The 20,224-nt window shown below is 73.1% G+C and carries 14 protein-coding genes; 9 read left to right on the forward strand and 5 right to left on the reverse strand.

Annotated features, from left to right (window positions below):
- The first annotated feature begins 339 nt into the window (after positions 1 to 339).
- A complete protein-coding gene (locus tag TOK_RS14205; RefSeq protein WP_253258379.1) occupies positions 340 to 1,485 on the forward strand; it encodes an MSMEG_0568 family radical SAM protein in 1,146 nt (381 codons plus the stop codon).
- Between the two features lie 62 nt (positions 1,486 to 1,547).
- On the opposite strand, the gene glmS is transcribed toward TOK_RS14205, so the two are convergent.
- Both glmS and TOK_RS14215 read right to left on the reverse strand, forming a co-directional pair.
- Positions 1,548 to 3,383, reverse strand: a complete 1,836-nt coding sequence (gene glmS, locus TOK_RS14210; protein WP_098958330.1) for a glutamine--fructose-6-phosphate transaminase (isomerizing) — start codon at positions 3,381 to 3,383, stop codon at positions 1,548 to 1,550.
- 9 nt (positions 3,384 to 3,392) lie between these two features.
- The gene (locus TOK_RS14215) at positions 3,393 to 3,671 is read right to left on the reverse strand and encodes a hypothetical protein (protein ID WP_253258380.1); all 279 of its coding nucleotides are present in this window, start codon (positions 3,669 to 3,671) and stop codon (positions 3,393 to 3,395) included.
- Positions 3,672 to 4,106: 435 nt separating this feature from the next.
- On the opposite strand from TOK_RS14215, the gene TOK_RS14220 reads away from it, so the two are divergent.
- Positions 4,107 to 4,781, forward strand: a complete 675-nt coding sequence (locus TOK_RS14220; RefSeq protein WP_098958331.1) for a hypothetical protein — start codon at positions 4,107 to 4,109, stop codon at positions 4,779 to 4,781.
- Positions 4,782 to 4,800: 19 nt separating this feature from the next.
- Here the strand turns inward: TOK_RS14220 and TOK_RS14225 are convergent, their stop codons facing one another.
- Positions 4,801 to 8,538, reverse strand: a complete 3,738-nt coding sequence (locus TOK_RS14225; protein ID WP_098958686.1) for an ABC transporter ATP-binding protein — start codon at positions 8,536 to 8,538, stop codon at positions 4,801 to 4,803.
- A gap of 170 nt (positions 8,539 to 8,708) precedes the next feature.
- On the opposite strand from TOK_RS14225, the gene TOK_RS34090 reads away from it, so the two are divergent.
- The 7 genes from TOK_RS34090 (at position 8,709) to TOK_RS32620 (ending at position 16,985) form a co-directional block, all read left to right on the forward strand.
- A complete protein-coding gene (locus TOK_RS34090) occupies positions 8,709 to 8,900 on the forward strand; it encodes a hypothetical protein (protein WP_253258381.1) in 192 nt (63 codons plus the stop codon).
- Positions 8,900 to 9,274 (forward strand): hypothetical protein, encoded by a 375-nt coding sequence (locus TOK_RS14230; protein ID WP_253258382.1) that lies wholly within the window; start codon positions 8,900 to 8,902, stop codon positions 9,272 to 9,274. Before TOK_RS34090 ends, TOK_RS14230 begins: the two co-directional genes overlap by 1 nt.
- Before the next feature lie 57 nt (positions 9,275 to 9,331).
- Entirely contained in the window at positions 9,332 to 10,891 is a 1,560-nt protein-coding gene (locus TOK_RS14235; RefSeq protein WP_098958332.1) for a long-chain-fatty-acid--CoA ligase, read from the forward strand.
- Between the two features lie 62 nt (positions 10,892 to 10,953).
- Positions 10,954 to 11,985, forward strand: coding sequence for an LLM class F420-dependent oxidoreductase (locus TOK_RS14240; protein ID WP_098958687.1), 1,032 nt, complete (start codon positions 10,954 to 10,956; stop codon positions 11,983 to 11,985).
- Positions 11,986 to 12,147: 162 nt separating this feature from the next.
- Entirely contained in the window at positions 12,148 to 12,759 is a 612-nt protein-coding gene (locus tag TOK_RS14245; RefSeq protein ID WP_098958333.1) for a histidine phosphatase family protein, read from the forward strand.
- Positions 12,760 to 13,044: 285 nt separating this feature from the next.
- The gene (locus TOK_RS14250; protein WP_253258412.1) at positions 13,045 to 16,767 is read left to right on the forward strand and encodes a multifunctional oxoglutarate decarboxylase/oxoglutarate dehydrogenase thiamine pyrophosphate-binding subunit/dihydrolipoyllysine-residue succinyltransferase subunit; all 3,723 of its coding nucleotides are present in this window, start codon (positions 13,045 to 13,047) and stop codon (positions 16,765 to 16,767) included.
- A 47-nt stretch (positions 16,768 to 16,814) separates the two neighbouring features.
- Positions 16,815 to 16,985: a DUF6104 family protein gene (locus TOK_RS32620; protein ID WP_098958335.1), complete on the forward strand. Its 171-nt coding sequence runs from the start codon at positions 16,815 to 16,817 to the stop codon at positions 16,983 to 16,985.
- Between the two features lie 102 nt (positions 16,986 to 17,087).
- Here the strand turns inward: TOK_RS32620 and TOK_RS14260 are convergent, their stop codons facing one another.
- Both TOK_RS14260 and TOK_RS14265 read right to left on the reverse strand, forming a co-directional pair.
- Positions 17,088 to 17,477, reverse strand: coding sequence for a hypothetical protein (locus tag TOK_RS14260; protein ID WP_098958336.1), 390 nt, complete (start codon positions 17,475 to 17,477; stop codon positions 17,088 to 17,090).
- Positions 17,474 to 20,215 (reverse strand): FtsK/SpoIIIE domain-containing protein, encoded by a 2,742-nt coding sequence (locus TOK_RS14265; protein ID WP_306305141.1) that lies wholly within the window; start codon positions 20,213 to 20,215, stop codon positions 17,474 to 17,476. The genes TOK_RS14260 and TOK_RS14265 overlap by 4 nt, the downstream gene beginning before the upstream one ends.
- Positions 20,216 to 20,224 lie beyond the last annotated feature (9 nt).

Below are 20,224 nucleotides of genomic sequence, written 5' to 3' on the forward strand. Positions count from 1 at the left end.
CATTACCGTCAACCACGCGTTCACGTCGGAGTGTTCCCGCGGTGAGGCAGAGCACGTCCGCTCGTCGCGCGAGGACGGGAACACCGCGGTCAGCAGTGCTCTCATCACCTACGATGGTCATGGCACGGGTCCACGGCGTCGGCCGGAGCGGGCGCCGGAGGCGGACGCACGGGAAATCAGTTCACCGACTCGTATCGCATCCGACACCTCACCTCCTATAGTGGACGGAACTGCTCGCGATCCCGAGGTGGTTGTCGAATGACCGACGTGCTGGACTCCGCTCCCCCGCGGCCGAGTACCGAGGTTCCTACCCCGGTCGACTCGACCGACTCTGCAGCCGTGGCCGAACTGATCATGGACCTGCAGTCGGTCGGACTGCGGATCGAGACACAGCTCGAGACCGGCCGCACCGGCGGTGCCGGCCCCTCCGACTCGGGCTTCCTGTGGGTCGAGGGTGTCCCGGTCACCGTGCCGCCGAGCGAGTCGTCGCCGTACTCGCTGCGCGCCGAGGACGAGGGCCAGGGCATCTACCGCGCCGGCGTCAAGGTCGCGAACGTGTCCGGCACCCGCCGTCCGCGCTTCTACGACCTCAAGACCGCCGACGGCATCCCCTACGAGCAGATCGCCCTGCTGCACCTCGACTCGCTGGCGTCGACGGTCGTGCAGGCCTGCAACTACTGGGGCAACTCCGACCAGTGCGGCTTCTGCGGCATCGGCCTGTCCCTCAAGGCCGGGCGCACCATCGCCAAGAAGTCCCCCGAGATCCTGGCCGAGGTCGCCCTCGCGGCCAAGGAGCTCGACGGTGCGGTCGACGCGACGCTGACCACTGGCTCGTCGGTGGCCCCCGACCGCGGCGCGCTCTACGTCGCCAAGTGCGGGCAGGCCGTCAAGGAGCACGCCGGGCTGCCCGTCGAGGTCCAGTTCGAGCCGCCGCGCGACCTGAAGTACATCGACCAGGTCCACGACATGGGCGTCGACGCGCTCGGCATCCACATCGAGTCGTTCGACCCGAAGGTGCTGGCCAAGGTCGCCCCCGGCAAGTTCCGCACCGGCATGGACACTTACTTCCGCACCTGGGAGTACGCGGTCAACCTCTTCGGTGAGGGCCGGGTGTCGACGTACGTCATCCTGGGCCTCGGCGAGGACCCGGACCTGACCGTCGAGATGTGCCGCCGGGCCGTCGACATCGGCGTGTACCCGTTCGTCGTGCCGCTGCGGCCCGTCGCGGGCTCGCTGCTCGAGGACCTGCCCGCGCCGTCGCGCGAGTACACCGAGCCGATCTACCGCAAGGTCGCCGGCTTCCTCGAGGCGAAGGGCCTCGGTGCCGACACCGCCGTCGCCGGCTGTGCGCGCTGTCAGGCGTGTTCGAGCCTCAACCTCGTCCAGCAGGCCGGCAACGCGCCGGGTTGCGGCTCCTTCGGGGCCCCCGCGGGCGCCCCGAAGGCCGCGCCGCTGCTGCAGATCGGCAAGCGCCCCGACGCCTGACGGTCACCCACGAACGAGGGGCGGGTCCGCGTCGCGGACCCGCCCCTTTCCAATCCTGGCGCCTACTCGACCGTCACGCTCTTCGCCAGGTTGCGCGGCCGGTCCACGTCACGGTCCAGCGCCACCGCGGCGTGGTAGGCCAGCAGCTGCAGCGGGACCGACTGCAGGATCGGGTCGAGCTCCGGCTCGTTGGCCGGGATGACGATCGTGCGGTCGGCCAGCTCGGCCGGCAGCTCCCGGTGCGCGACCGCGTAGACCGGGCCGCGGCGGGCCCGGATCTCGGCCAGCGTCGAGGTGTTCTTGTCGAACAGGTCGTCGTCCGGGACGACCGCCACCGTCGGCAGCTCCGGGCTGACCAGCGCCAGCGGGCCGTGCTTCAGCTCCGCCGACGCGTACCCCTCGGCGTGGACGTAGGAGATCTCCTTCAGCTTCTGCGCGCCCTCGCGCGCCACCGGGAACCCGCGGCGGCGGCCGATGAACAGCACGCTCTCGCGCACCGCGATCTCCTTCGCGACGGCCTCGATCGCCCCCGACTCCTGCTCGGCCTCGACGATCGCACTGATCTGCTCAGGCAGCTTCGCCAGACCGGCGAGGATGCGCGCACCCTCCGTCGGCGACAGGTCACGGATGCGTCCCAGGTGCAGCGCCAGCAGCGCGAACGCCGCCACCGTGGAGGTGAACGACTTCGTCGCCGCCACCGACATCTCCGCACCCGCGTGCAGGTAGATGCCGCCGTCCACGGCCCGGGCGATCGTCGAGCCCACGACGTTGATCACGCCGATGACCTTGCCGCCCTTGCGCTGGATCTCCTGCACCGCCGCGAGGGTGTCGCTGGTCTCGCCGGACTGGCTGACCGCCACGTACAGCGTGTCCGGCTCGACCACCGGGTTGCGGTAACGGAACTCCGACGCCGACTCCGCCGACGCGGGCACCCGCGCCAGGTCCTCGATCAGCTGCGCGCCCAGGTCACCGGCGTAGCACGCCGACCCACAGCCCAGGATCTTCACGCGCTTGAACTCCCGCGCCTCCCGGACGGTCAGGTTCAGCCCGCCCAGGTGCGCCGTGGAGAACCGCTCGTCGAGCCGCCCCGACAGCGTCCGCTCGATCGACCGCGGCTGCTCCAGGATCTCCTTGATCAGGAAGTGCGCGTGGTCGCCGATCTCGGCGCCGATGATGTCCCAGTCGATCGTCGACGGGCTCTTCGCCGTCGCCCGGTCGTCGATCGTGAACGTCCGGTAGCCGGTCGCCGTGATCGTCGCCAGCTCGCCGTCGTCGAGGTACACGACCTGCCGGGTGTACCCGACCAGCGCCGCCGCGTCGGAGGCGACGAACATCTCCTTCTCCCCGACACCCAGCAGCACCGGCGAGCCGTTTCGCGCCACGACGATCCGGTCCGGGTGCTCGGTGTCGAGGACCGCGAGGCCGTAGGCGCCGACGACCTGGCGCAGCGCGAGGCGGACCGCCTGCTCCAGCGTCTCCGCACCCGCCGCGAACGCCGCGCCGATCAGGTGCGCCACCGTCTCGGTGTCGGTCTGCGACGAGAACTCCACACCGTCCGCGGTCAGCTTGGCCCGCAGCTCCTCGGCGTTCTCGATGATGCCGTTGTGCACCACCGCGACCCGGCCCGTCGTGTCGGTGTGCGGGTGCGCGTTCTCCACACTCGGCTCACCGTGCGTCGCCCAGCGCGTGTGCCCGATGCCCGGCGACCCCTTGAACCGGGCGGGCAGGTCACCCGCGAGGTCGGCGACCCTGCCGCTGACCTTGCGCACCTTCAGCGCGCCGCGGTGCAGCACCGCGAGGCCGGCCGAGTCGTACCCGCGGTACTCCAGCCGGCCGAGGCCTTCCAGCAGGATCGGGGCGGCGTCCTGCGCCCCGACGTATCCGACGATCCCGCACACGTGCGGCTCCTATCCGTAGACGATCCGTCGCAGCTGGCGGGCGGACAGCGCCGGCGGCGCGACCCTGCGGACGGCCAGCTCGGCGCCCACCCGCTCGAAGATGCGATCGTTGGTCATCCCCCGACGTTGCAGCTCGCCGTGCCGGCGTCGCACGAAGTGCTCCGTCGACTCGGCGAAGTAGCCGAGAACCTCGGCCACCACCCGCTGCGCCTCCCCCGCCGACAACGGCGTGCTCTGCACCAGGTGCTCCAGGAGCTCCGGATGAGCGTCCAGAAATTCAGCGGGCACCTCGCGATGGTGCCCGATCCCACGGCGAAACACCAAAGCCCTGCCCGAAATCGGGCAGGATCGCGCCATTCCGCGCCCCCGAGCCACCGCTCACCTACCCAACGCTCTCACGCGCCCACAGGACTCGCCCGGCCCCACCGCGACGTTTCCCCCGCCCCAGGGAGGTGATCACCGTTCGCGGCGGCTGAGCGACGCCTCCGTCACTCACCGGCCCGGAACGGCGATCACCACGGCAGGGGATGAGCGCTCGCGAACGGTCGAGCCGATGTCGGGCCGGCGGCGCGGGTCCGGGCGGCAGCATGCCCGCGTGCTCGACGACCTGCTGCGCCGCCAGGCCGGACTCGTCGCGGTGAGGCAGGCCCAGGCCCACGGCGTGACCCCGCGGACCCCGCAGCGCCGTGCCGCGGAGGCCGGCTGGGACCGTTGCATCCTGCGGTGTACCTCGCGGCCGGGCATCGCCTCACCGGCGAGGTGCGGGGCCGGGCTGCATGGCTGTGGGCAGGTGAGGCGACGACGGTCGGTGGGCCCGCGGCGGCGCACTGGCTCGGCATGCTTCCGGCCGCCCCCGACATCGTGGATCTCACACCGCCACCGGCAACGGGGCGACGGTCCCGGCCCGGGGTGCGGGTCCGCCACCGCGACCTGGATGACGAGGACCGGGTCGGCGTCCGCGACATCCGGGTCACCGCGGCACCCCTCAGCGCTCTGGAGACCTCCGTCGCACTCCCGAACGGGTCGACGTTCCTGGACCGGGTGCTGCAACGACACGTCCGCCTCCCGATGCTGCAGCGCGCCCCCTCCCGCAACCTGGGCATGCGCGGCCCGGCGGCAGCCGGTCGGCTGCGCGCCGCCGCGGCCGGCGGAGCGGACTCCGTCGCGCAGCGGCTCCTCACCCGCCTGCTCCGCGACGCCGGGATCGGCGGGTGGGTCCTCGGCCATCCGTTCGGCTCGTTCACCGTCGACCTGGCGTTCCCGGACGCGCGGGTCGGGGTCGAGGTCGACGGCTGGGCCTGGCACGTCGACGCCGAGCGGTTCCGCACCGACTGCCGGAACGCAACGCCCTGGTCGGTACCGGATGGACCCTGCTGCGCCTCACCTGGCACGACCTGACCGGTGCCGCCCTGCCCCGTCACGCTGAGCGGGACTCTGCGGGGTCGGGCGCGGCCGGCTCCAGTTCGCCCGCGGCCCAGAGGGCGGCGTAGCGGCCACCGGCGGCGAGGAGCTCGGCGTGGGGGCCCACCTCGACGACGCGGCCGTCGTCGAGGACCACGATCCGGTCGGCGCGGGCGGCGGTGGCGAGCCGGTGGGCGACGACGAAGGCGGTGCGCCGGGAGGTGACGTGGTCGCCCGCGGCGAGGACGGCTGCCTCGGTGGCCGGGTCGAGGGCGGCGGTGGCCTCGTCGAACACGAGGATGTCGGGGTCGACGAGCTCGGCGCGGGCCAGGGCGACGAGCTGGCGCTGCCCCGCGGAGAGGCCCTGCCCGCGTTCGCCGACGGGGTGGCGGAAACCGCCGGGCAGGGACCGGACGAGGTCGAGGGCACCGACGGCGCGGGCGGCGCGCTCGACGTCGGCGGGGGTGGCGCCGGGGCGACCGTAGGCGATGTTGGCGGCGAGGTCGCCGGTGAACAGGTGCGGTTCCTGGGGGACGACGCCGAGGCGCTGCCGGTAGGCAGAGAGCGGATAGCGGCGGATGTCGATGCCGTCGACGAGCACGGCGCCCGCGCGGACGTCGTAGAACCGGGTGACGAGCTTGACCAGTGTGGACTTGCCGGCGCCGGTGGCACCGACGAGCGCGACGGTCTCGCCGGGTTCGACGTGGAGGTCGATGCCGACGACGGCGGGGTCGGCGGCGGCGTCGTAGCGGAAGCAGACGTCGCGCAGCTCGACGTCGCCGCGCAGCCGTGCGGGCACCGGGACGGCCGTGCCGAGTCGGGGGTCGGGGGCGGCGGGGACGGAGGTGGGGGTGCGCAGCAGCTCGGAGATGCGGGTGAGGCCGACGCGGGCCTGCTGGTAGCCGTCGAACACCTGCGACAGCGCCTGGACGGGGCTGAAGAACATGCCGAGGTAGAGCAGGAACGCGGTGAGCACGCCGGGGGTGAGGTCGCCGCCGGCGACGCGGGCGGCGCCGACGCCGAGGACGGCGGCCTGCGCGATGTCGGAGAGGTAGGCGACGCCCGGGAAGTAGGTGGCGATGTAGCGCTGGGCGCGCAGCCGGGTGCGGCGGTAGGCGTCGCTGCGGTCGCCGAAGGCCTGGGCGCTGTGCTTCTCGCGGACGAAGGCCTGGGCGACGCGGACGCCGGAGACGTTCTCCTGCATGTCGGCGTTGACGACGCTGACCTTCTCGCGGGCCTCGGCGTAGGCGCGGGAGGACAGCCTCCGGAACACGACGGTGGCGACGATCAGCAGCGGCAGCACGGACAGCGCGACGAGGGCCAGCTCGGGGTCGGTGACGAGCAGGGCGACCGCGACGCCGACGACGGTGAGCAGGCTGACGACGGCCTGGGTGAGGCCGGTCTGCAGGAACGTCGAGAGGGCGTCGACGTCGGTGGTCATCCGCGTCATGATCCGGCCGGACAGCTCGCGCTCGTAGTAGTCGAGGCCGAGTCGTTGCAGGTGTGCGTAGCTGCGGACGCGCAGGGAGTACAGCAGGCTCTCCCCGGTCCGCGACGTGATCACGGTCTCGGCGGCGACGACGAACCAGGCGACGGCGACGAGCCCGACGCCGAGCAGGGTGGCGACGAGGACGGCGTGCCCGGAGCGGGCGGTGATGCCGTTGTCGACGGCGTAGCGGGCGACGGTGGGGAACGCGAGCGAGGTCAGCGCGTCGAGGGTGACGAGCAGCAGGCCGAGGGCGAGCAGCCCGCGGACGGGCCGGAGGATGCGGACGAGCCGGGCGCCGTCCTGCGGGGTGGTGGGGTCGGTGTCGCCGAGGCGGGGAGCCTCGGTGGCGGGCGGGAGCCTGTCGACGGCCGCGAGGAGCTCGGGAGTGGCGGGGATGCCGCCGACCATGGCGGCGGCCCCGGCGCTGCCGCGCATCCCGCCCCCGGACGCGGCGGCGGCACGGACGGCGCCCGCCGATCCGGCGGCCGGCCCGGCAACGGGTTCGGGCCAGAGCTCGGGGGTGACGCCGTCGACGGGAACGGTCGGCGGGGCCGGGACGGGTGCGGGGTCGGCGACGGAGCCGAGCTCCGGCCCGTCGGCGGCGAGCAGGCTGCGGAACAGCGGGCTGCGGTCGACGAGCTCGGCCTGGGTCCCGACGTCGACGACGTGGCCGTGGTCGAGGACGGCGATGCGGTCGGCGAGGGCGAGTGTGGACCGGCGGTGCGCGACGAGCAGCGTCGTGCGCCCGGCCGTGAGCGACCGCAGGGTCGCGTGGATGGCGGCCTCGGTGGCGGTGTCGACGGCGGAGGTGGCGTCGTCGAGGACGAGGACGCGCGGGTCGGTGAGCATGGCGCGGGCCAGGGCGATGCGCTGGCGTTGCCCACCGGAGAGGGTGAGGCCGCGTTCGCCGACGAGGGTGTCGTAGCCGTCGGGCAGTGACTCGACGAAGCCGGCGACCTGCGCGGCCTCGGCGGCGGCGCGAATCTCGTCGTCGGCGGCGCCGGGACGGGCGTAGGCGATGTTGGCGCGAATGGTGTCGGAGAACAGGAATGCCTCCTCGAACACCACCCCGAGCTCGGAGCGCAGGTCGGCCAGCCGCAGCCGTCGCAGATCGACCCCGCCGAGGCGCAGCGACCCCGCCTGCGGGTCGTAGAAGCGTGGGAGCAGCAACGCGACCGTCGACTTCCCCGATCCCGCCCCGCCGACGATGGCGAGCGTCTCCCCCGGGCGCACGGTGAGGGAGACGCCGTCGAGGACCGGGTCGCGGCGGGTGTAGCCGAAGGTCACGGCGTCGAGCTCGATGCCGAGCGGGCCCTCGGGGAGGGTGGCGGGCTCGTCGGGGTCGGTGACGTCGGGGGTGGAGTCGACGACGTCGTAGACCCGTTCGACGCCGGCGCGGGCCAGCTGGGCGGACACGATGAGCGACCCGACGAGCCGGGCCGGCCCGACGAGCTGCGCGACGTAGGTGGTGAACGCCAGGAACGTGCCGATGGTGATCGACCCGTTCAGCGCGAGCATCCCGCCGACACCGATGACGGCGACCTGGCCGAGGGTGGGCAGGGCGAGCAGCGTCGGGTTGAGCCGGGAGGTCATCCGGGCGGCGCGCATGCGTTCGGCGAAGAGCCGTCGCGAGATCCGTTCGAGGGTGGCGACCTCGCGGTCCTCCTGCCCGAACCCCTTGACCACTCGGACGCCGGTGACGGTCTCCTCGACCTGCTGCGCGACGTCGGCCGCCCGCTGCTGCGCCGACCAGGTGGCGGGGAAAAGCGTGCGGCGGGTGCGGTTGGTGACGAACGCCGCGGCGGGGAGCATGACGAGCGCGACGACGGTGAGCAGCGGGGACAGCCACAGCATCGCGACGACCGACGCGACGACGAGCACGACCGTGCCGGCGGCGAGCGGCACCATGGACAGCAGGCTCTGCACGAGCTGCAGGTCGGTGATGGCGCGGGACACGACCTGGCCGGTGCGCATCTGGTCCTGGCGCTGTCCGTCGAGGCGCTGGACGGCGGCGAACACCTGGCGCCGCAGGTCGTGCTGGACGTCGAGGGCCATCCGCCCGGCGAGGTAGCGGCGCAGGAACGAGGCCGCGAACCGGATCGTGGCCAGCGCGAGGATCGCGACGACGATCGGCACCAGCACGTCGGTGACGCCGCGGACGGCGTCGTCGACGGCGACGCGGGTGAGCAGCGGGCCGACTGCGTCGAGGCTGACGCCGCACACCGACGCGACGAGCGCGCCGACGGTGACGCCGCGATGGCGCATGCACGCGCGCACGAGCTTGCGGATCCAGCCGGGCCCGGGGCGCGGTGTGTCCTCGTCGACCGCCGTCGCGTCGACCGTTGGTGCCACCACGCGATCAGGCTATGCCCGGCCACCGACATCCCGCCCGCCGCGACCCCGGGCCCACCGTCGGCGGGAGTAGGTTCGCCCGGGTGCGCGAGTTCGTGATGGGCATGCCGAAGGCCGAGCTGCACGTCCATGTCGAGGGCACGATCGAGCCGGTGACGGCGTTCGCCCTCGCCGGGCGCAACGGGGTGCCGCCGCCTGGGCGGGCCCCGACGAGCTGGCCGCGGCCACCGCGTTCGAGGACCTCCAGTCGTTCCTCGACGTCTACTACGCGGTGATGGCCGTCCTGCGCTCGCTGGAGGACCCGGAGCTGGTGGCGCACCTCGTCGAGACCCGGCTGCCGTTGACGGTGTGCCCCTTCTCGACGGTCCGCCTGCGCGGCTGCGACACCCTCGCCGGCCATCCGCCGGCCCGGATGCTGCGGCTCGGGCCGGCCGTCTCGGTGAACTCCGACGACCCGGCCTACTTCGGCGGCTACGTCGGCGACAACCTCGACGCGGTCCGCGAGACCCTCGGGCTGACCGACGACGAGCTGCACACGCCGGCCGCCAACTCGTTCCGGTCGTGTTTCCTGCCCGAGGAGGCCATGCGCGAGCAGCTGCGGGCCCTCGACGAATACGTCGCGGAAGCCCCGAACGTCCGGTTCCGGTGACCCCGGGGCGACGCTAGCGTGGCGTACGACACAGTCGCCGCAACACCGGGAGCTCCGATGACGCCGCAGTTCTCCGACATCCCCGCGATGCTCGCGCACTGGGCGGCCGAACGCGCCGACGACGAGGTCTTCCGGGCCGGCGACCGCACGTGGACGTGGCGGGAGCTCCAGGACCGGGTGCACCGGCTCGCGGGGGCGCTGCGGGCCGCGGGGGTGGGCCCCGGCGACCGGATCGCCGTCCTCGACCTCAACCACCCGTCCTGCCTGGAGCTCACGCTGGCGTGCGCGCAGATCGGGGCGGCCAACGCCGTCGTCAACTTCCGGCTGGCCCCGCCCGAGATCGTCTACGTGATCAACGACGCCGAGGCGAAGCTGCTGTTCGTCGGGCCGGAGTTCGCGGCGGCCGCGGAGTCGTTGGCCGACAAGGTGCCGACGGTACAGCGGCTGGTCCGCATCGGCGGCGCCGACGACGAGTACGAGGCGCTGCTCGCCGCGCACGAGCCCGACACCGAGGTGCACCCGCCCGCACCGGACGACTGCTTCGTGCAGCTCTACACGTCCGGGACGACGGGTTTCCCCAAGGGCGCCATGCTCACCCACCGCGGGATGCTCGCGCACGCCGCGAACGTGCTGGCCGACATCCCGATGGCGGCGGGCGCGGTCGTGCAGGTCGCGATGCCGTTGTTCCACGTCGGCGGGACGAGCTACGCGTTCGTCGCGCTCACCGCGGGCGCACGCATGGTGCTGCTGCGCATCCCCGACCCCGCCGCGGTCCTCGACATGTTCGTCACCGAGCGGATCACCCACACCTTCCTGGTGCCCGCGCTGATGGCCGGGATCGCCGCCGTTCCCGGTGCGGCCGGCCGCGACTACTCGGCGCTGGAGGTCCTCTCCTACGGCGCCTCGCCGATCCCCCTGCCCGTGCTGCGGGCCTGCGTCGCCCTGTTCCCGGGCACGTTGCAACAGGTGTACGGGATGACCGAGGCATGCGGCGTCGTCACCGCGCTCGGTCCCGCCGACCACGAGAACCCCGACGTCGCGCACCGGCTGGTGTCGGCGGGCCTGCCGATCCCGGGCGTCGAGATCGAGATCCGCGACCCCGCCACCGGCGACCGGGTGCCGACGGGCGAGCCCGGCGAGGTGTGGGTGCGCACCGAGCAGCTGATGTCCGGCTACTGGCACAAGCCCGAAGCCACCGAGGCCGCCGTCACCGGGGACGGCTGGCTGCGTTCCGGCGACGGCGGGCACGTCGACGCCGACGGGTACGTCTACGTCACCGACCGGATCAAGGACATGATCATCTCGGGTGGCGAGAACATCTACCCCGCCGAGATCGAGCGCGTCCTCGCCGAGCACCCCGACGTGGGCGACGTCGCCGTCATCGGGGTGCCCGACGACCGCTGGGGCGAGGTGGGCAAGGCCATCGTGGTCGCCACGCCCGGCGCGACCGTCGACCGCGAGGCGCTGCTCGCGTATTGCCGCGACCACCTGGCGTCGTTCAAGTGTCCCAAGACCGTCGACGTGGTCGCCGAGCTTCCCCGCAACCCGACGGGCAAGATCCTGAAGAAGGACCTGCGCGCGCCCTACTGGGAGGGCCGCGACCGGCAGACCGTGTGAGGGTGACCGACCGAACTTGACCCGCGAGTAACTTCTGCGGCTAACTGTCGACCATGGCGGCGATGAAGCTCTCCACCCAGGTCTCCTACGGCGACGACCCGCGCACGACGGTCCGGTCCGTCGTCGAGATGGAGAAGGCAGGACTCGACGTCGTGTGGGTCGCCGAGGCCTACAGCTTCGACGCCGTGTCGACGATGGGCTACCTCGCCGCACGCACCGACCGGCTCGAGATCGGCTCCGGCATCCTGCCGATCTACAGCCGCACCCCCACGCTCACGGCGATGACCGCGGCGTCGCTGGACGCGCTGTCTGGCGGGCGGTTCCTGCTGGGCCTGGGCGCGTCGGGCCCGCAGGTGATCGAGGGCTTCCACGGCGTCCCCTACGACAAGCCGGTCGCGCGGACCCGGGAGGTCGTCGAGATCTGTCGCAAGGTGTGGGCCCGCGAGAAGGTGGAGCACCACGGCCTCTACGAGATCCCGCTCCCCGAGGAGCAGGGCACGGGGCTGGGCAAGCCGCTGAAGCTGATCAACCATCCTGTCCGCGCCGACATCCCGGTGTGGATCGCCGCGCTCGGCGAGCGGAACGTCGCCATGACGGCCGAGATCGCGCACGGGTGGCTGCCGCACGTCATCATCCCGGAGAAGGTGCGCGACGTCTTCGGCGGGTCGATCGACAAGGGCCTGGCCAAGCGCGACCCGGCGCTCGGCCCGCTGCAGATGACCGGGGGCGGGTTCCTGGCCGTCGACGACGACATGATCGAGCACGCCCGCAACGGCGCCCGCGCGATGTTCGCGCTCTACATCGGGGGGATGGGCGCGCGGGGCAAGAACTTCTACAACACGGTGTTCGCCCGGCAGGGCTTCACCGAGGCCGCCCAGACGGTGCAGGACCTCTACCTCGCCGGCCGCAAGGACGAGGCCGCGGCGGCGCTGCCGGACGAGTTCATCGACGGGATGACACTGACCGGCTCGCCCGGCGCGATCAAGGAGCGGATCGCATCGCTGGCCGAGGCGGGCGTCACGCACCTGCACGTCACGCCGGTGTCGAAGGACCCGGTCGGACTGCTGGGCCAGGTCAGGGAGTGGCTCGGCTAGGAGCCGGCCAGGGCGCCCGGCCGGCCGTCGGCCCGGCGGGGTCGGTCCGGCGCGTACTCGGGCAGGTCCGTCACGGACGTCCTCTCCTCGGGCACACAGCCACGCCCAAGGTCTCGCAGTTGAGCAGATGTTCACATGTTGCGCGAGATCTAGGCTCTCCCGGTGAGCGCCCGCCTGACCCTCGTGTCGCACGCCTCGACGGCCGCGACCGCCGCGTCCGCCTTCGCCGCCGACGAGCCGCTCGAACCCCGCGGCGCAGCGGCCGCGGCGGACGCCCGCGGTACCGTGGCTCGGGTCACCGCACTGCGCTGCTCCCCCGCCGCGGCGGCTGTCGAGACCGCGGCCGCGCTCGGGCTCGGACCCGGCGACACGTCCACGACCGCCGACGCCCTGCGCGACTGGGACCTCGGCCGGTGGCGCGGACGCACCCTCGACGACGTCGCCGGCACCGACCCCGCCGCCGTCACCGAATGGCTGTCCGACCCGGCCGCGGCCCCGCACGGCGGCGAGCCGCTCGTCGGCGTACTGGCGCGTGTCGCCGACCTCCTGGCCGACCCCGCGCTCGTGGCGGGCGACGACCGCGCTCCGCACGTCGTGCTCGTCACGCACGCGGCCGTCGTCCGCGCCGCAGTGCTCTCCGTGCTCGGTGCGCCGCCCCAGGGGTTCTGGCGGATCGACGTCGCCCCGCTGACCTCGACGGTCCTGCGCGGGGCCCCGGGCCGCTGGACTCTGCGGACCCTCGCCCACCCCCTCGCCTCCCCCGCGCGGGGGTGATCGGCTCCCCCGTGATCTCCCCCGCCCGGGAGGCGCGCGAACGGACGAGCCCGCGCCCGTTCGTCCTGATCACGCCCCTGACGGTCGACGAGAAACGCCGGAAGCGACGAAGACGACACCCAGAGGTACCTCCGTGCGGTACCTCCCCCTCCGGGGGAGGACTACCGTGGGAGCGTCCCGGCGGAGTGACGACGATCGAGCGAACCGAGGCGATTCAGCGTGTCCACCAGCAGTACCTCCGACCAGGCGAGCCAATTCGGCCCCAACGAATGGCTCGTCGAGGAGATGTACCAGCGATTCCTCGACGACCCGAGCGCCGTCGACGCAGCCTGGCACGAGTTCTTCGCCGACTACCGGCCCCCGGAGGGTGACGGAGTGGCGAGCAACGGCTCCACCCCCACGACGACCACCGCGACCACCGACGGCCCGGCCGCCGGTTCCGCGCGTTCCGCCGCTGCCCCCGGGACGGCCGCGACGGAGCAGCGCCGGACCGCCGGGCCCGCGGCACCGGAGAACGACACCACCACGCCTGTGAAGACCGGCGCCGCCACGAAGTCCACCACCCCGGCCGGTTCCACGGCCGAGGCCGCCGCCCCCGCCAAGCCCGTCGCCGGCACCACGTCACGCGCCGCCCGCCCTGCGCCCGCGGCCACCGAGGGCGCGCTCACCCCGCTGCGGGGTGCCGCCAACGCCGTCGTGAAGAACATGAACGCGTCGCTCGCAGTGCCCACCGCGACAAGCGTGCGCGCCGTGCCCGCCAAGCTGCTGGCCGACAACCGCATCGTCATCAACAACCAGCTCAAGCGCACTCGCGGCGGCAAGCTGTCGTTCACCCACCTCATCGGCTACGCGCTGGTCAAGGCGCTGGCCGACTTCCCGGTGATGAACCGGCACTTCGCCGAGACCGACGGCAGGCCCGCCGTCGTGCAGCCCGAGCACGTCAACCTCGGGCTCGCGATCGACCTGCAGGGCAAGAACGGGCAGCGCTCGCTCGTCGTCGTCTCGATCAAGGGCTGCGAGGCGATGACCTTCGCCCAGTTCTGGTCGGCCTACGAGGCGATCGTCCACAAGGCGCGCAACGGCGCGCTCACCGCCGAGGACTTCGCCGGCACCACGATCAGCCTCACCAACCCGGGCACGCTCGGCACCAACCACTCGGTGCCGCGGCTGATGCAGGGCCAGGGCACGATCGTCGGCGTCGGCGCGATGGAGTACCCCGCCGAGTTCCAGGGCGCCAGCGAGGAACGCCTCGCCGAGATGGGCATCAGCAAGATCATCACGCTGACGTCGACCTACGACCACCGCATCATCCAGGGGGCCGAGTCGGGCGACTTCCTGCGCCGCGTGCACCGGCTGCTCCTGGGCGACGACGGCTTCTACGACGACATCTTCCGCTCGCTGCGGGTGCCCTACGAGCCCGTCCGGTGGGTGCAGGACATCCCCGAGGGCGCCGTCGACAAGACCGCCCGGGTGCTGGAGCTGATCGAGTCCTACCGGACCCGCGGCCACCTGATGGCCGACACCGACCCGCTCAACTACCGCCAGCGCCGCCACCCCGACCTCGACGTGCTCTCGCACCGCCTCACGCTGTGGGACCTCGACCGCGAGTTCGCCGTCGGCGGGTTCTCCGGCCAGTCGCGGATGAAGCTGCGCGACGTGCTCGGTGTGCTGCGCGACGCCTACTGCCGCACCATCGGCACCGAGTACATGCACATCGCCGACCCGGAGCAGCGGGCCTGGCTGCAGGAGCGCATCGAGGTCCCGCACCAGAAGCCCGCGGTCATCGAGCAGAAGTACATCCTCTCCAAGCTCAACGCGGCCGAGGCGTTCGAGACCTTCCTGCAGACCAAGTACGTCGGCCAGAAGCGGTTCTCCCTCGAAGGCGGCGAGACCGTCATCCCGCTGCTCGACGCGGTGCTCGACAAGGCCGCCGAGCAGGAGCTCGACGAGGTCGTCATCGGCATGCCGCACCGCGGCCGGCTCAACGTGCTGGCCAACATCGTCGGCAAGCCGATCAGCCAGATCTTCCGCGAGTTCGAGGGCAACCTCGACCCCGGCCAGGCCCACGGCTCCGGCGACGTCAAGTACCACCTGGGCGCCGAGGGCAAGTACTTCCGGATGTTCGGCGACGGCGAGACCGTCGTGTCGCTGGCGTCCAACCCGAGCCACCTCGAGGCCGTCGACCCCGTCCTCGAAGGCATCGTCCGCGCCAAGCAGGACCTGCTCGACCAGGGCGACGGCGCCTTCACCGTGCTGCCGCTGATGATGCACGGTGACGCCGCGTTCGCCGGGCAGGGCGTGGTCGCCGAGACCCTCAACCTGGCGCTGCTGCGCGGCTACCGCACCGGCGGCACCGTGCACGTCGTCGTCAACAACCAGGTCGGGTTCACCACCGCACCCGAGGCGTCGCGCTCCTCGCAGTACTCCACCGACGTCGCGAAGATGATCGGCGCGCCCGTCTTCCACGTGAACGGCGACGACCCCGAGGCCTGCGTCTGGGTCGCCAAGCTCGCCGTGGAGTACCGCGAGCGCTGGCACAACGACGTCGTCATCGACATGATCTGCTACCGCCGCCGCGGCCACAACGAGGGCGACGACCCCTCGATGACCCAGCCGGCGATGTACGACGTGATCGACGCCAAGCGCAGCGTCCGCAAGATCTACACCGAGTCCCTCATCGGCCGCGGCGACATCACCGTCGGTGAGGCCGAGGCCGCGCTCAAGGACTTCTCCAACCAGCTCGAACACGTCTTCAACGAGGTGCGCGAGCTGGAGCGCACGCCGCCGTCGGCGTCCCCGTCGGTCGAGGACGAGCAGATGGTCCCCACCGACCTCGACACCTCCGTCCCGCTGGAGGTCGTGCACCGCATCGGCGACGCGCACGTCCAGCTGCCCGACGGCTTCACCGTCCACCAGCGCGTCAAGCCCGTGCTGGCCAAGCGGGAGAAGATGTCGCGCGAGGGCGACGTCGACTGGGCCTTCGCCGAGCTGCTCGCCATGGGCTCGCTCGCCCTCGACGGCAAGCTCGTCCGGCTCTCGGGCCAGGACTCGCGGCGCGGCACGTTCGTGCAGCGGCACTCGGTGCTGATCGACCGCAAGAACGGCGAGGAGTACTTCCCGCTGCGCAACCTCGCCGAGGACCAGGGCCGCTTCCTGCCCTACGACTCGGCGCTCTCGGAGTACGCGGCCGTCGGCTTCGAGTACGGCTACTCCGTCGCCAACCCCGACGCGCTCGTGCTGTGGGAGGCGCAGTTCGGCGACTTCGTCAACGGCGCCCAGTCGATCATCGACGAGTTCATCTCCTCCGGCGAGGCCAAGTGGGGGCAGATGGCCGACCTGGTCCTCCTGCTGCCGCACGGCCTGGAGGGGCAGGGCCCCGACCACAGCTCCGGCCGCATCGAGCGGTTCCTGCAGCTGTGCGCCGAGGGTTCGATGACCGTCGCGATGCCGTCGGAGCCCGCGAACTACTTCCACCTGCTGCGCCGGCACGCCCTCGACGGCGTCCGCCGCCCGCTCGTGGTGTTCACGCCGAAGTGGATGCTGCGCGCCAAGCAGGTCGTGAGCCCGATCTCCGACTTCACCGGTGGCCGCTTCCGTACCGTGATCGACGACCCGCGCTTCCGCGGGGCGGACGGTCCCGCGGCGAGCGTGCGCAAGCTGCGGCTGTGCTCCGGCAAGATCTACTGGGAGCTCGCCGCGGCGCTGGAGAAGCGCGGCAACCCCGACGACATCGCGCTCGTCCGGGTCGAGCAGCTCTACCCGGTGCCGCACCGCCAGCTCCAGGCCGTCCTGGACCGCTACCCCAACGCCACCGACATCCGGTGGGTGCAGGAGGAGCCGGCCAACCAGGGCGCCTGGCCGTTCTACGGGCTCATCCTGCCGGAGAAGATCGACCGCTTCGCCGGGATCCGCCGCGTCTCGCGGCGCCGGATGGCTGCGCCGGCCGCCGGGTCGTCGAAGGTCCACGAGTTCGAGCAGACCGCGCTGATCGACGAGGCGCTGGCCTGACCGAGGGTCCGTCCGTGAGGTGCACGCCCGCTTCCTAGAATGCGGGCGTGTACTTCACCGACCGGGGCATCGAGGAGCTCGTCGACCGACGCGGCGAGGAGCAGGTCAGCGTCGAGTGGCTGGCCGACCGGCTGCGCGCCTTCGTAGACCTGAACCCCACCTTCGAGGACGCCGTCGAGCGCCTCGCCAGCTTCCTCGCCCGCGACGACGAGGACTGACCCCGCAACCTGCCGCCGAGTTCGACCTGACGCTGGCTTCCCGGTCGGGTAAGCCGGTCCGAGGGAACTCGGCGGGGGTCCGACGAGCGCGGCGGCGGGTGGTCAGCGGCGCAGGCCCAGGCCGCGGCGGCGGACGGCGTCTGCGAGGTCGGCGAAGCGGGCGGCGACCTCGTCGTCGAGGGCGTCGAGATCCGGGGCCTTGCGCAGGCCCGTGGCGGGCTCCGCGGGGTCGGGGGAAGGCATGGGGCGCAACGTCATCCACGACTCCGACCACAGCATCTCCAGCGCCGCCTCCCAGTGCAGCTCCACGCCGGCACGCGACAGCGCGACGCGGTCGCCGACCCGGGCCATCGCGGCGTCGAGGGCGGCGAGGGTGTGGGTGAGCTCTGCGGCGCGGGCGAGGTCGCGGTCGCGCAGCGCGTCGACGGCGTCGGTGACCGCGGCGGTGATCGCCTTGTACTCGCGGATGGGGTCGGTGGCCGGCTCGGTCACGACGGTCCTCCGTCGAGGTCGGGCACGATGACGACCTGTGGCCGCGCGTGCTGGGAGCGGTCGAAGAACAGCCCTCGGCCGGGGCGGGGTGCCCAGGTGACGACGCCGGGTCCGAGCGCGCCGAGCTCGGCGCCCTGGACGTCGAGGGCGACCCAGGCGCCGACGTCGTCGGATGAGGCGCCGAGGGTGAGCAGCGTCTTGAGCCTGCCGACGCTGCGCCACCAGCCGAGGACGTGCACGCCGGTCTCGGGGCCGAAGTGCAGGATGCGGCGCAGGGCCTCGGTGCCGGGGCGGTCGAGGACGTGGTCGGCGGCGTCGGCGCCGTAGAGGACGAGGTAGACGGGATGGCGGGGGCCGCCGGAGAGCCGGGCGGTGATCTCGGCGGCGAGCTCCTCGACGCGGGCACGGACGTCGCGGATCCCGATCGTCGAGACGGCGCCGGGGGCGTGGGCGGCGAGGGCGGCGGCGGCGTCGACGGCCTCGGCGACGAGCGGGGCGAGCACGACCTGTACGTCGGAGGAGCGGGCGAGTGCGGCGGTGATCGCGGACGTCGCGGCGGCGCCGAGGACGGAGAGCGCGTCGCCCGCGCCGGCCCCGAGGACGGCGACGTTGCGGCCGGGGGCGTCGGGGAGCGGGACGGTGGCGGGGCTGCCGGCGACGTCGATGACCTGCCCGAGCACCGCGCGCGGGACGGGCCCGTCGCCGGGGGTCGCCAGGTCGGCGAAGCGGGGGGCCCGCGAGCCGTCGAACAGGGTGGGTGGGGCGAGACCGGGTGGGCGCGCCTCGAACGCCTGCCGCTGCACGACGTCGACGGTGCCGGGAGCGGTGGCGTCGGGGATGCGGACGATCTCGTTGCCGTGCCGGATGCCGGACTCGTGGTTGAGCAGGGCGTGCCAGCGCGGGAGGTCGAGCGCGGCGTCGTTGAGGTCGGCGAGGACGCGGCGGGCGCGGGGCAGGGCGATGCGCAGCACGAACTGTTCGAAGATCGCGGGCCGCCCCCAGAACGCCTCGATGCCGGAGACGTCCTGGCTGGCGAGGACGAGGTGGATGCCCTGGGAACGGCCGCGGCGGGCGACGTCCTCGAGCAGCGCGGTGGCGGCGCGGGTGACGTCGTCGCGTTCGGCGAACAGGTACTGGAACTCGTCGACGACGGCGACGATCCGCGGCCACCGGCCGTCGGGGTCGTGGCGGCGCAGCTCCTCGAGCTTGGTGACCTCGTGGCGTTTGGCGGCCTCGGCGCGGCGGCGCATCTCGTCGGACAGGAAGCGCAGCAGAGCGAGCCCGAACTCGCGGTCGGTGTTGACGTTGACGCCGATGAGCCGGGCGTGCGGCAGCCAGGACGGGTCCCGCCGGCCGGGTGCGAACTGCGCGAAGGAGACGCCCTCCTTGAAGTCGAGGAGGTAGAACTCCAGCTCGTCGGGGCCGTACTTGGCGGCCATCGAGCCGATCATGGCGAGCAGCAGGTTGGTCTTGCCGGTGCCGCTGGGCCCGCCGACGAGCGCGTGCGGCGACGCGTCGGCGAGCACGAGGTCCTTGGCGACGCCGTCGGCGAACCCGATGGGGGCGTGGACGCCGGCGTGGGTGGTGGGCGGGCGGCCGGCGTCGGCGTGGCGGGGCAGCAGGTCGGCGAAGGTGCCGACGCGGCTGCGCCATTCCTCGTGCTCGCGGCTGATCTCGTGGCAGGCGGCGACGACGCGGTCGCGTTCGAGCGGGTCGTCGAGGGTGACGTCGACGTGCGGTCCGCTCATCGAGGAGCGCACCCGGCCGGGCCGCAGGTCGACGGTCTCGACGGCGGCGCTGAGGGTGACGGGCACGTCGAGCAGGACGAGGGAGATGCCGCAGGCCAGGCCGCCGCGGGCGACGCGCTGGAGCTGGCGGTGGTCGTCCTCGGACAGCGCGGAGCGGTTGCCGACGAGGACGGCGACGACCCACGGTTCGGTGCGGGGGTCGCCGGTCTCGCGGGCCAGCGCGCGCAGCGACGGCTGCCCGTCGACGAGGACGCGGGTGTGGACGCGCCGGATCCGGTCGGAGAGCTCCTCGAGGAGAGCGGGCAGCCGGGTGGGGTCGTGGACGGTGAGCAGGCCGCTGCCGGTGAGCGGGTAGAGCCCGGGCAGGGAGCCGGTGAACTGGCCGACGTCCCAGACGTGCACGGTGACCAGCCCGGGCCGGAAGTGCGACAGCACCCGGACGAGCAGTCCTTCGAGGAGGGACTCGGCGGCGCCGCGGGTGGCGTGGTCGGACGAGACCTGCAGGTGGGAGTCGTCGAGCAGCGGGACGCCGACCGGGAACCCGGGTCCGCCGGCGACCGACGCCGCGCCGATGCGCCACAGCCGTGGCACGGCTCCGGCGGCGTCGTCCTTGCCGGGCTCGCCGAGCCAGCGGCGCGGGTCGTCGCCGGCGACGCCGGGTGCGGCGGCGGCGAACACCGAGCGCAGGGTCGCGGGGCCGTCGGCCTGCCAGCCGTCGAAGGCGGCGGCCCGGTCGGCCTCGACCCGTTCGACGACGGACGCGAACGCGGGCGAGGCCAGCGCGGCGGCGAGGGCGGGGTCGGCGCGGGCGGCGTCGAGACCCTCGTCGCGCAGCCAGAGCTCGAACATCGCGCGGGCGTGGGCGTGCACGGCCTCGTCGCGGGCGCCACCGGCGGCGCGCAGCGTGGACTCGACGGCGTCGACGAACGCGTCGAAGGCCTCGTGGATGCGGTCGCGGCGGCCGCGGCGGGCCATCACCGTCGCCCCCACGGGGATCCG

Source organism: Pseudonocardia sp. N23 (assembly GCF_002583555.1).
Lineage (GTDB): Bacteria > Actinomycetota > Actinomycetes > Mycobacteriales > Pseudonocardiaceae > Pseudonocardia.

What these genes read in the sequence shown, in the direction of transcription:
- TOK_RS14225 (WP_098958686.1), bottom strand. Translation starts at nt 8,538, where the DNA reads ATGCGCCATCGCGGCGTCACCGTCGGCGCGCTCGTCGCGTCGGTGTGC.
- TOK_RS14230 (WP_253258382.1), top strand. Translation starts at nt 8,900, where the DNA reads ATGGCCGTCCTGCGCTCGCTGGAGGACCCGGAGCTGGTGGCGCACCTC.
- TOK_RS14240 (WP_098958687.1), top strand. Translation starts at nt 10,954, where the DNA reads ATGAAGCTCTCCACCCAGGTCTCCTACGGCGACGACCCGCGCACGACG.
- TOK_RS14250 (WP_253258412.1), top strand. Translation starts at nt 13,045, where the DNA reads ATGTACCAGCGATTCCTCGACGACCCGAGCGCCGTCGACGCAGCCTGG.
- TOK_RS14235 (WP_098958332.1), top strand. Translation starts at nt 9,332, where the DNA reads ATGACGCCGCAGTTCTCCGACATCCCCGCGATGCTCGCGCACTGGGCG.